This window comes from Citrobacter sp. Cy070, from assembly GCF_030332245.1.
In the GTDB taxonomy this organism is placed as follows: Bacteria; Pseudomonadota; Gammaproteobacteria; order Enterobacterales; family Enterobacteriaceae; genus Citrobacter; species Citrobacter youngae.
Genome location: NZ_JAOWIG010000045.1, coordinates 116,373 through 128,873, shown reverse-complemented (window position 1 = coordinate 128,873; position 12,501 = coordinate 116,373). Strand labels below are relative to the sequence as shown.

Annotated in this window: 10 protein-coding genes; 6 read left to right on the top strand and 4 right to left on the bottom strand. The window is 51.3% G+C overall.

From position 1 onward, the window contains the following. Positions 1 to 75: 75 nt before the first annotated feature. From OGY19_RS05270 to OGY19_RS05255, 4 genes are all read right to left on the bottom strand, one after another. Positions 76 to 783: a DeoR family transcriptional regulator gene (locus OGY19_RS05270; RefSeq protein ID WP_234609578.1), complete on the bottom strand. Its 708-nt coding sequence runs from the start codon at positions 781 to 783 to the stop codon at positions 76 to 78. 208 nt (positions 784 to 991) lie between these two features. After that, on the bottom strand, positions 992 to 1,816 hold the full coding sequence (locus OGY19_RS05265; protein WP_234609577.1) for a DUF932 domain-containing protein: 825 nt from the start codon (positions 1,814 to 1,816) through the stop codon (positions 992 to 994). A 94-nt stretch (positions 1,817 to 1,910) separates the two neighbouring features. Beyond that, entirely contained in the window at positions 1,911 to 2,774 is an 864-nt protein-coding gene (locus OGY19_RS05260) for a GTPase family protein (protein WP_234609576.1), read from the bottom strand. Positions 2,775 to 2,865: 91 nt separating this feature from the next. Next, positions 2,866 to 3,606: a YagM family protein gene (locus OGY19_RS05255; protein WP_248891070.1), complete on the bottom strand. Its 741-nt coding sequence runs from the start codon at positions 3,604 to 3,606 to the stop codon at positions 2,866 to 2,868. A 501-nt stretch (positions 3,607 to 4,107) separates the two neighbouring features. Between OGY19_RS05255 and OGY19_RS05250 the strand changes: the two genes are divergently transcribed. The 6 genes from OGY19_RS05250 to OGY19_RS05225 all read left to right on the top strand — a co-directional run bounded on the left by OGY19_RS05250 (position 4,108) and on the right by OGY19_RS05225 (position 12,497). Continuing rightward, complete coding sequence (locus OGY19_RS05250) at positions 4,108 to 4,689, top strand: rolling circle replication-associated protein (RefSeq protein ID WP_234609574.1); 582 nt, start codon at positions 4,108 to 4,110, stop codon at positions 4,687 to 4,689. A gap of 103 nt (positions 4,690 to 4,792) precedes the next feature. Further along, complete coding sequence (locus tag OGY19_RS05245; RefSeq protein ID WP_008783814.1) at positions 4,793 to 4,999, top strand: helix-turn-helix transcriptional regulator; 207 nt, start codon at positions 4,793 to 4,795, stop codon at positions 4,997 to 4,999. Positions 5,000 to 5,101: 102 nt separating this feature from the next. Further along, the gene (locus OGY19_RS05240; protein ID WP_008783813.1) at positions 5,102 to 5,677 is read left to right on the top strand and encodes a hypothetical protein; all 576 of its coding nucleotides are present in this window, start codon (positions 5,102 to 5,104) and stop codon (positions 5,675 to 5,677) included. Between the two features lie 203 nt (positions 5,678 to 5,880). Continuing rightward, positions 5,881 to 7,908: a type I restriction-modification system subunit M gene (locus OGY19_RS05235; protein ID WP_286596251.1), complete on the top strand. Its 2,028-nt coding sequence runs from the start codon at positions 5,881 to 5,883 to the stop codon at positions 7,906 to 7,908. Then, complete coding sequence (locus OGY19_RS05230) at positions 7,905 to 9,239, top strand: restriction endonuclease subunit S (RefSeq protein WP_009653617.1); 1,335 nt, start codon at positions 7,905 to 7,907, stop codon at positions 9,237 to 9,239. The genes OGY19_RS05235 and OGY19_RS05230 overlap by 4 nt, the downstream gene beginning before the upstream one ends. Then, positions 9,240 to 12,497: a type I restriction endonuclease subunit R gene (locus OGY19_RS05225; protein WP_009653619.1), complete on the top strand. Its 3,258-nt coding sequence runs from the start codon at positions 9,240 to 9,242 to the stop codon at positions 12,495 to 12,497. The last annotated feature ends 4 nt before the right edge of the window (positions 12,498 to 12,501 follow it).

The window sequence follows — 12,501 nt, the reverse complement described above, 5'->3', positions numbered from 1 at the left end:
TCGGTCACATTGTCGTGACGTATGCCATTTTTCTCGTAATGCCAGGTCATTGTTTTTCCTTCTTAACAGAGGTCATTAAATCAGTGTGTTGCCCGGCTCCTCAGAGGGCCCAGGAGACAGGACTTCGCGGATACAGCTGAAGTGCGGAAGGGCCCGGATAAAGCCCGCCTGTATGGTTAACTGGCTGAGACGTTTTTGCGGGGTAAAAGTGGTGTTCAGAACTGTCACCGCATGGATGGTCGCCAGAGGATGCACGGTGATATGCCCGTTAAGTTCACCGGTAAGGTACCAGCAGCCATCGAGTGATATCAGGCGGTACGGAGCCAGTCCGTCACAGCGTTCACCATCAGCGAGCAGCAGTACCCGCTGGCAGGCGGTAATGGCACTGACGAGACGGTAGAAGACCAGTGAGCTGGTCGGTGACACAGACTGTGGCGGCTGCCATACCAGACACGGCATCCCTCCTGCAGTGAGCAGCATGCCCGCCAGACGCCGGTCCAGCCCCGGAAAAATATCAGCCAGTCCGGCCCGGTGCGCGAAGGTCAGCGCATCGAGCTCCCCCTGTACGCCCCCACCGGTGCTGCGCAGGCGGCATTGCCCCCGTCGATACTCAAGGTCGAGGTACATCAGCCGTTCACGAAAATCCCGTCGCAGGGTACGGACTGACACTCCAAACTCTGCAGCAAGCCGCGTCATGTTCAGCGTTTCACCGGCAACCAGGCGGCTGATTATCAGTGACAGCCTGACAGCCAGCCGGTCATGACGGCGCTCTGCCTGTGTCATCTTGAATCTCCGTAATAGTTAACTGACTGAATATGAAATGATTCTAAAGAGGGGGACGGACAGGGTATGGACATGGAATGAACTATTTTTTATCTGCCTCCGGAAGCAGGCCCGACGCGGCACACCGTGAAATGCGGTGATAAAACACCCAATCCAATGAGGGGGAAACGGACAGGGAGTGTCCTTTGTTAACATGGCGATAACACTCTCAGGACTGAAACCCACTCAGCATCGCTTCTGCCATCACCCAGAGAGCCCGGTTGAGCTTCACATCTCCGTCGATACCACGCACGGCGCGGGTATGTGTTCGCCCACCTTTTGCACTCCGGCCACTGAGCCCGCCCTTAATCAGGTTCTCCTGAATACGCTGGTATGTGGTCCACAGATCATTGCTCTCATCCTGCCAACGGCGTGGGGAGAGTATCTGAGGTGCTGTCACCGGCTGGTGGTCCTCACCAAAACGGTACGTCAGTGCAGCCTGTGCCAGAGCCTGTTGTGCAGGTAGCGGCAGCATCAGCGACTGCATGGCATCCCGCTTCTCTTCCACACGGTCAAAAATACCCAGCACTTCATACGCCCCTTCAATCACCTGACTCACCACATCCCCTTTGTGCGGCACCCGCACCTCGCCAAACGACTCACCGCAGACGAGTCCGTTCTGGCATACCGCACGAAATAATCCCGGCAGCATCTGATACGAGCTGGTGCCATCATGGGAGTTGAGCAGAATAATTTCCGGGACCTGCTTGCCGGTAATTTGCCCCTCCCTACGCAGGCGCAGCATGTGCTTTGTATGCTCGCGACGCCCAGGGTCACGAACACGGGTCTGGCAGGCAAAGAAAGGCTGAAAGCCTTCACGCTGCAGATTTTCAAGAACGGTAATGGTTGGTATCCAGGTATACCGTGCGCTGCGTGACGCATGCTTCTCCTCGCTGAAGACACTGGGCACCACACGAAACAGCTCTTCGTGGGTTAACGGACGGTCACGACGGATAAGATTTGCTGCGCCAAAGCGCGAAGCCAGACGGGTCATAAGTAGACTCCTCATGATGGAAAATTAAATACAAAAAGCCCCGCCGCAAAATCGCGGCAGGGCTCAGGAAACTACGGGTTAGAAGGGTTAATGTTCAGAAGAAGAAATTCCAGACTGCACGGGCGACTGATACCACGATGTCGCGCACAGACTGGATGACTGACCGAACCTGGGCCGGTATCAGGGGCATGGAACTTACTGTATCCAGTACCGAGCCGACCGTTTCACCAAAATCGTCACGGGCTTTTTTATTAACGGCATCGGTACGAAGTGGCGCACTGAGCTGTACTGCCACCTGACTACTGGCCTCCCGTGGCAGGCAACGAATCATCCGCTCAGCCATCATCCGCAGCCCCCACTGCAAACGTATCGACACCGCACAGACAGGGTTTACAGGTTGGAACAACTCATGCAGCAGACAGATTTTGCGGCTGATATTTCGTTTCTGCTCTGTAGACAGCTTTTCACCACCGCAGGCGGGTTCAACCTTGTCAGACTGACTGATAACAAACAACACCTTATGCCGGTATGCTTCACCAATCACCTGCCGGTAAAAATGTTCATCTACGGCCAGCGCCCGATCATCACCCTTAATCAACCACAGAACCAGATCCAGTTGGGGTAGCTGTTTACGGTAAAGCGCGACATATTCAGCATCACGCGTATTGCTTTCCCCCACACCGGGTAAATCCACTAGTGTCATGTAGCGTTTTCCCACCTGCAGGTGAAAGCGTAAAGGTTCGCGTGTGCAGGCTGTAATATCACTGACCGGCGATACCTCCCCGCCAAACAGCGCATTGCACAAGCTGCTCTTGCCCGCGCCGGTTTTCCCCATAATGCCTATTACAGGCTCGTAGTGGGTTAACTGATTTATCTGCTGCAGAATGCGTTCAGATACCCATTGGGGCAAGCCAGCAAGCGAGTTCTGCAGGGACAGTTGTCCTTCACTTTTATTCATAGCACTTTCTCAGACAGAAAAAGAAAATCCCCACTTCAGTGAAGGAGTAGGGACGGTTCGCAAAGATAATATCTGTCTGAAATTATTTTGATTATTGTTTCCATACATCGTAAGGAAAATTAACTATAAAATCCTCTTCTTTTCTGACTGCATACTTTAAATTTTCTTTGCGCATTGCAGCCATAAACAGATACCCGTCATCAATTTTTTTAAGCGGAACCCATGAAAGGTGCAATCGATTTTTATTTTTTAGACTCCTCTTCATGTACTCATTAATACCGCAATAAAAAAAATCCTCCTCTCTGACAAAACACAGGGAATTAATATCGAAAAAATAGTCATCAACAATTAACGACCTGAAGTTGATTATAATTGATGTGTATGCCTCTACTTTCAGGTGGTCAGGGTACAGAACGCAAACATAATGACCATTATCACAGGGCCTGTAGATATCTAGCATTTTGTTTACCTTACCTTGAAATAGTCCTCTCAGGTCAGGCCAATGTTTTCTGTCGGGTAATGAGAACTGAATTGCATCTTTACTTATAACGACATAAGAAAGCTTTTTTATGCTCTGATTAAAATGTCTAAAAAAAACCTCATCTTTAGCTAACTTAGCTTCCACCTCCTTAAGTTCATACGCAAATAAATTCAATAATTTAGTTTCCATTTCGCTTTTTAAGCTGTTTTGAAAAACCAGATAATCAAGAGCGGGTGATATTGAATTAAGCAAATCAGAAATTACTTTCGATCTTGAGATTCCATAGCTTTTCGCATATCTATCAATTGTATTAATTGTCAACTCACTATCTGAGTTAAATGTTATTCTCATAATTGTTATTCGTTATGCAAATTCAAGAATGTGCATAACAATAGCATAAAAACCTCATTTTGTTGGGATGCGAGTCACATTTCACCTGTAAGATGGTGGTAGAATTAGCCTGTTCCTCATCAGCGCTGATCCAACCGATGAAGTAGCCAATGCATCATTCTTACGTCATCGCCGATTGTTAAATCGAACAGGGAACATGATAAACACCTCTCGATGTTTACTGAAAATATTTAAGCCAACGCATTCAGGATCTCGAAAAAGGCTTCTTATCGGGTACGAGTCTCATTGGTTTTCAGAATGGGGTTGCTTGTCCGAAATTGATAATTAAGGTTAATTGGTATTATAGGGAAGTAGATCTCAGCACATTACAACTATCCCATCAGTAGAAGGTACATTACTAACAGTAAAAAACTGGATCAGCTAGACAGGCAGCATTCCTAGCTGCATTACAAAAAAAACAGTTCCTACAGTTCCTTTGGGCTCATCCAAAGGAACAACACAATGCAGAGACATTTCCCACACTTTAAAAAAATCACCCCCAATGATTTCTTGCTGAATATGATTAACCACCATCTGAATCAGATCCTTGCATGTCACTCAAAAATACTGGCATTTCGAATGGATTTTGATTACCAACGTGGTACTAACCGATTCATTCGTAATTCCTCATTTGAGATACAGGATGATCTCCGGGAATTAACTCAGGCTGTAATGCAGATGCCTCCACTCTGCGGTTGCTTCTGGGTGTTGGAATGGACAAAAACAAATGCTATCCATGCTCATGCCATTTTTTATCTCAAGGGGCAGAAGCACCAGAAGTCATTTCCGTTTATTCAACAGATAGGGGACTTGTGGCTGAAGATAACTAATGACGAAGGGAAATACGAACGTTGTAAACCAAAGGACTGCTACCAGGACAACATCAATAACGTCGTTGACTATTACAACGACGAAGACGTTAAAAGTTTGAGGCGTATTGCCAGCTATCTGACAAAAGAATCCCAGAAGAATGGTTATCTGATTTGGGGATGTAATGAGGTTCCTGAACCGGCAAGACAGGGCAGACCCAGAAAAACAAAATAAGATAACGACACTTTTTTACAGCACCACCGGTACCTATGCCGGAGCGGGCAGCAGTAATTCATTAACCGACTCCGGTCCCCTTTAGCTACCGGAGAGTCCAGTCATGACCAGTAAACCATCCCTGTTTGAAGATCAGTTCGTTGATATGGCTTTCATCACCCGCCTGCTGGGGGTCAGTGATAAGTGGATTTACCGACTCATCAAAGATGGCATATTTCCAAAACCCATCAAACTGGGGCGAAGTTCACGATGGCTACAGAGTGAAGTGGAAGCCTGGCTACAGGCGAGAATCGACGAATCACGCAGCTAAATACCTCTCCTTACATATCACTTTCCTGGCAGGCAAACTCTTTATCCTCTCATTGCGGAGGTTTGCGGCTGCCTGTCATTCAGTATTCAGGGATAATCCACCATGAAAGAGACAAAGACGCGATATAACAGTTTGCTAGTCAGCTATCAACGCTGGCTAAACGGGTTCACAAAACTGGCCATCATAAATGGCATGTGTCATCCCAGTATCCAGGCCAGCCACCATCTGATGGTGGGCAGTCTGTACTTTCCCGGCGCGGGGCAGATGACTGCCGTGGTACCTCAATGCCTTTACCGACTGATTTACGGAAGTCAGCATCCAGAGCCAGTGTCGTTAGTGACTGATATGCAAATCAGCCTTGAGACAAAGCAAAAAACTTTACTGCACCACCCAATGCTGGAAGGGATATTGCTGAGTGAATGTATCCGCCTGAAGCAGCGTCCGCTGGCGAATAAGCTGATTAGCCTGCTACAACAATTCAGTTCACCGGAGTATCGCCACAAACTGGTCTGGCTATGTTGGTACGATTTGATGATGGGGGCGACGCTGGAAGACTGGCTGGATAATCTGAAACGTAAGGCACCTGAAGATCTAGGCTTGTGGCTGGTTGGACGGCAGGAGGAAAACATATCCCTCACGCAAATGATGGATGAATATCTGCTATTTACCGGCCACTAATATCAGTTCCGATCTGTGCCTAACCGTTTTACTCCTGGGAACAAAAGCAGAGCTACTCCCCACTTTTTCTGGCTATTTGCATTCTGAGGTAGGATCGCAAATTTAGCCAAGAATTTAAATCCATCCCCTTTTGTGCAAAATCTGGTTGACATTCGCAGATTGACTCCAGTACCGTTCTGTGCAAAAAGTGGTTGGAGTCCAGAATGAGCGAATTTACGGGATCGGCAGCTTCACAGGCTGACTTTATTTGGAAGAATGCGGAAGACCTTTGGGGGGACTTCAAGCATACGGACTTTGGCAAGATCATTTTGCCGTTTACCTTGCTGCGCCGCCTGGAGTGTGCGCTGGAGCCGACCCGCGAGGCGGTGAGAGAAGCGCATGACGCTTTCAAGGATGCCGATGTCGAGCTGGATACCATTCTGCGCTCAACCGCTGAATACCCCTTCTACAACACCTCTGAATACTCCCTCGGCACCTTGGGTAGCACCAAGACGCGCCGCAATCTGGAAGACTACATCGCCCTGTTTTCGGATAATGCCCGCGCTATCTTCGAGGAGTTTGAGTTTGGCAATACGGTGATCCGGCTGGAGAAAGCGGGCTTGCTGTACAAGATTTGCCAGAACTTCGCCAAGATCGATCTGCACCCGGACGTGGTTCCGGATCGGGTGATGAGTAACATCTACGAACACCTAATTCGCCGCTTTGGTGCCGAGGTCAATGAAGGGGCCGAGGACTTCATGACGCCGCGCGACATCGTTCACCTAGCGACCGCATTGCTACTTGACCCGGATGATGCCCTGTTTGAGGTCAGCCCCGGTTTGATTCGTACTCTGTATGACCCGACCTGTGGCACGGGTGGCTTCCTCACCGATGCCATGAACCATGTGGGTGACTACGGTAACCGCGACAAGATCCCGCCAGTGCTGGTGCCGCACGGGCAGGAGTTGGAGCCGGAAACCCATGCGGTTTGTGTAGCCGGTATGCTGATCCGCCGTTTGGAGTCCGACCCAGGCCGAGATCTGTCGAAGAACATTCGTCAGGGCAGCACGCTGTCCAACGACCAGTTTGCCGGTGAGCGTTTCCACTACTGCCTGTCCAATCCGCCTTTCGGCAAGAAATGGGAGAAGGACAAAACCGCCGTCGAAGCAGAACACAAAAAAGGTGAGTTGGGCCGTTTTGGGCCGGGCCTGCCGAAAATTAGCGATGGCTCCATGCTGTTTTTGATGCACCTGGCGAGCAAGCTAGAACTGCCGATCAACGGCGGTGGCCGCGCCGCTATCGTGCTGTCGGGTTCGCCACTGTTTAACGGCGGTGCCGCGTCTGGCGAATCGGAAATACGCCGTTGGTTGCTGGAAGACGACCTGATTGAAGCCATTGTAGCTCTGCCAACGGATCTGTTCTTCCGCACCAATATCGCCACCTACCTGTGGATTCTGTCCAACAAGAAGCCGCAGGAGCGCAAAGGCAAGGTGCAGTTGATCAACGCCACCGACCTTTGGACTTCAATCCGCAACGAGGGCAACAAGCGCCGTATTGTCAGCGATGAGCAGCGCCGCCAGATTCTGGACATCTACGCCACAGGCGAAACCGGAGCGCTTTCCCGGATGCTTGACTACCGTACCTTTGGCTACCGCCGTATCAAGGTCCTGCGCCCGCTGCGCATGACCCTGGAGCTGGATAAGGTGGGCATGGATCGGTTGGAAGCCGAAGCTGCCTGGGAAAAGCTCTCTGATGCGCATCAGACATTCTGGCGTGAAGCCCTCAAGCCGCTGATCGGGCAAACGCAGCCCTATAGCTGGGCAGAAACCTTTGTTAGGGACTCGATCAAGTCCGATGAAGCAAAGCAGCTCAAGGTCAAATCCAACAAGACATTGATCACCGCGCTAATCAGCGCCTTTGGTCACAAAGACCCGAAAGCCGAGCCAGTCACGGATTCCAACGGCGAGCTGGTGCCAGACACAGATTTGACTGATTACGAGAACGTCCCCTATCTGGATGACATCGACGACTACTTTGCCCGCGAAGTGCTTCCTCATGTGCCGGATGCTTGGCTGGATGAGAGCTTTACCGATGCCAGGGATGGTCAATTGGGCCGCGTTGGCTACGAGATCAACTTCAACCGCTTCTTCTACCAGTACCAGCCGCCGCGCAAGCTGCATGATATTGATGAAGACCTGAAGCAGGTAGAAGCCGAGATTGCCGCGCTACTGGCGGAGGTGGCCAGCGAATGAGCCAGTACAGAGCATATCCCGCGTATAAGGATTCCGGCATTGAGTGGATTGGGCAGGTGCCGGAGCATTGGAAGATTGCGCAGATTAAGCGAATTTCCGCCTTGAATCCCAGGAAATCGACCTTAAGCGAGGAAAAGGATTCTCTTTGCACATTTCTCCCTATGGAAAAGCTGAGAACCAATGCTGTAACACTTGATGAAACTCGTCCTATTCATGAAGTGTATGGTGGATATAGCTATTTCTGCGATGGCGATATTCTGATCGCCAAGGTAACGCCTTGCTTCGAGAATGGAAACATAGCGATAGCCAATGGTCTGGTTAACGGCATTGGGTTTGGCTCTACTGAAATCAATGTTCTTCGGGTAAATGGAAAGGGACATAACCGGTTTCTTTACTACCGTCTGCAAGAAGAGCAGTTCAGAACAATTGCCAAATCTGAGATGAGAGGCACTGGAGGCTTAAAGCGAGTTCCAACGGATCTGTTTGAGTCATTTACTATCGGGCTTCCCGACACTGACGAACAAGCCACCATCGCGGCCACCCTCGACCGCGAAACCGCCCGTATTGATGCGCTTATCGAGAAGAAAAACCGCTTTGTCGAGCTACTGAAGGAAAAGCGGCAGGGGCTGATTACCCATGCTGTCACCAAGGGACTAGACCGCAACGCCAAGATGAAGGATTCCGGCATTGAGTGGATTGGGCAGGTGCCGGAGCACTGGGAGGCGACAAAACTAAAGCATGTTGCTGCATTCTCTGGTGGTGGTACGCCATCAAAAGAAAATCCAGACTATTGGAACGGCTGCATCCCTTGGGTCTCTCCAAAGGATATGAAACATGAGGTGATTACCGATTCTATAGATCATATAACTACCAAAGGACTGGAAAATAGTGCCACGAAACTGATTGACTCGGGAGCGGTGTTGCTGGTTGCTCGATCAGGTATTCTTCGTCACACGATACCGGTTGGGATCAATAATGTTCCTGTTAGCTTAAATCAGGACATGAAAGCATTGAGCCTTGATGAAACTAGGGTTAGACCCCGGTTTATACTTCGGTGGGTACAGGGTCTTAACCGCTCGTTGCTTGGGATATGGGCAAAAGAAGGAGCTACTGTTGAAAGCTTAGAGCATGAATATGTAGCGAACACTCGTCTACCTCTTCCAGATCTGAAGGAGCAAGATGCCATTCTAGCCACCCTCGACCTTGAAACCGCCCGCATTGATGCTCTGATTAGCAAGTCGGAACAAAGTATCACCCTGCTCAAAGAACGCCGCGCCGCCTTTATCACCGCCGCTGTCACCGGCCAGATTGATTTGCGAGGAAAACAATAAATGCAATCAGCAGCACATCAGGAAAAATACTTCCAGCAATACATCATCGACCGGTTGGTAGATCAGGGCTGGAAGCTGGGTGATTCCAAGTTCTACAACACCGAGCGGGCGGTGTATCCCGAAGACCTGGAAAGCTGGATCAAAACCAGCGGCCAGCAGGAAAAATGGGACAAGCTGGAACGGCTCAACGGGGCCAAAACCCTTGAAGTGCTGATGGATCGCTTGGATAAAGCACTGGAGAAACAAGGCACCATGCAGGTGTTGCGCCAGGGCTTTTCCATTGCCGGTTGCGGCCTGATCGAGATGACCGAGGCCGCACCGGAAGACAAGCGCAATGCAGCAGTCATTGAGCGCTACCAGGCCAATATACTGCGCGTGGTGCCGGAGCTGAAGTATCACCCGGCCCGTGAATTTGCCATTGATCTGGTGCTGTTTATCAACGGTCTGCCGGTGGCAACCGTCGAACTGAAGACCGACTTCACCCAGTCCTGCGAAGCGGCCATGGATCAGTACCGCAATGATCGCCTGCCGTATGACGCCCAGACCAAACGCCGGGAGCCATTGCTGACCTTCAAGCGTGGGGCAGTGGTACATTTCGCCATGTCCGACTCTGAAATCATGATGGCGACCAAGCTGGATGGAGAAAGCACCTTTTTCCTGCCGTTCAATAAGGGGCGCAATGACGAAAGCGGCACTGTACATGCGGGTAACCCGCCAGGTGAGATTAAGGCCGATGGTACCCAGGAATACCCGGTAGCCTACTTCTGGGAGGCGGTCTGCCAGCCGGATGCCTGGCTGCGGATTTTCCATAGCTTTGTCTACGTCGAGAAAAAGGACGTGGTGGATATTCAGGGCAACTGGTCGAAGAAAGAAACCCTGATTTTCCCGCGCTTTCACCAATGGACGGCAGTGAACCAGATGCTGGCCGATGCCCGCGAAAATGGCGCAGGCATGACCTACCTGTGTGACCACAGCGCCGGTTCCGGCAAGACCAGCACCATTTCCTGGACGGCCCATGACTTGGTGAAACTGCGCGAAGATAACGGCGATGCGGTATTTAACAGCGTGATCATTGTCACCGACCGTAATGTGCTGGACGGCCAGCTCCAGGACGCGGTGAAGCAGATTGACCATCAGTTTGGGGTGATCGCCGCCATTGACCGGCAGAAGTCATCCAAGTCCAAGAGCAAGCAGCTCTCGGATGCCTTGTTGTCTGGCACGCCGATTGTGGTAGTAACGATCCAGACCTTCCCCTACGCGATGGAAGCCATCATCACTGACAAGGCCCTGAAAGGGAAAAACTTTGCTGTGATCATTGATGAGGCGCATAACTCGCAGACTGGCTCTACCGCCGCTAAGCTGCAAGCCGCGCTGGGGATGAGCGGACAAGGCAAAATGTCCACCATGACGGTGGATGAACTACTGGAGCAACTGCAAAAGTCTCGCGCCCGCCCGGACAATATCAGCTACTTCGCCTTTACCGGCACGCCCAAGCACTCCACTTTGATGCTGTTTGGTCGCCCGACAGATCCAAGCCAACCGATCTCGGACGATAACCCGCCGCAAGCCTTCCACCTGTACACCATGCGCCAGGCCATTGAGGAGAAATTCATTCTCGATGTGTTGAACGGCTATGTGCCCTACAAAACGGCCTTCAACCTTTCCAAGCAGCTTGAAGACAGCAAGCGGGTAAGCGGCAAGGCCGCCAAACGCGCCCTGGCACAGTGGATGTCATTGCATCCCACCAATGTGACCCAGAAGGTACAGTTTATCGTTGAGCACTTCACCAAAAACGTCGCCCACCGGCTGGATGGCAAGGCCAAGGCGATGGTAGTGACCAGCTCCCGTGCCGCTGCCATTCGCTACAAGAAGGCGTTTGACCGCTATATCGAGCAGCACAGCGAGTACGGCTTTATTCATTCACTGGTGGCCTTCTCCGGCAAGATGACCGGTAAGCAGGTGATGCACCAGGATGACAGCGAGTTCAAGGATGATGTGTTTATCGTCGATGAGAACGAGGAGTTCACCGAGCAGAGCATGAACCCGGATGTCCACGGGCAGGATTTGCGCTTTGCCTTTGACCGCCCGGAATACCGGGTGATGTTGGTGGCCGACAAGTTCCAGACTGGCTTTGACCAGCCCAAACTGGTCGCCATGTATGTGGACAAGAAAATCGCCAACCATGTGGAGATTGTGCAGACCTTCGCCCGCCTGAACCGGACGGCACCTGGGAAGGATGAAGTCTTTATCATCGACTTCGTGAACGATCCAGAGAACGTGCGCAAGGCCTTTGCCACCTATGACAAAGGCGCTCACATCAGCGAAGTGCAAGACCTCAATGTGGTCTACGAGATCAAGGAGCGACTGGACGAGCACGGCCTGTACGACGAGAAGGACTTGGCCGCGTTCAAAGAAGCCCGCTTCAAGACCATACGTGACATCACCCATACTAAATCGCCACAGCACAAGGCGCTGTATACCGCTACAGCTGGAGCGACGGCCTTGTATAACGACAAGATGAAAATGTTGCGCGATGGCATGGCAACCTGGGAAGCAGCGTTTGAGAAGGCCCGCGCCAGGGGTGATGAGGCGGGCATGAAGTCTGCCGATCACCACCAGGATGAGTATGCCGAGCAAATCAAGGCGCTGATGGGCTTCAAGTCGGACCTGGGGCGCTTCTGCCGTACCTATTCCTATATCGCCCAACTGATTGATTTTGGCGACCCGGAGTTGGAGAACTTTGCCGCTTTCGCCAAGCTGCTGCAAAAGCGCCTTCAGCACGAAGCACCGGAAACCGTGGACTTGACAGGCCTGGTGCTTACTGGCTTTGACATCAATGCTCGACCCGATGACGTAGAAGAAGAAGGCAAAACCCCGGTATTGCAACCAGCAGGTGCAGGCGGTGGTGGAGCGGCAGGCGACAAGCCGAAATTCGTCAAAGAGATTATCGAGAGGCTCAACAGCCTGTTTGGTGAGGCGACGCCGATCCAGGATCAGGTGGCTTTCGTTAATCAGATTTCAGCGATTACCGGTGAAAGCGATGTCGTCATGGCTCAGGTGGAAAGCAACACCCGTGAGCAGGCTATGAAAGGCAACCTCCCCGGTGCTGTGCAGCAAGCTGTTGTTCGTGCTTTGTCCAGTCATCAGAAGCTGGCAACCCAGGTGCTCAAGTCTGACCGTCAGGGCATGACCGCATTGGTTGATATGGTGTATGACCTGCTACGCGAAGGCAAAGACATCGATCTAGGTATGGATTAAGCAG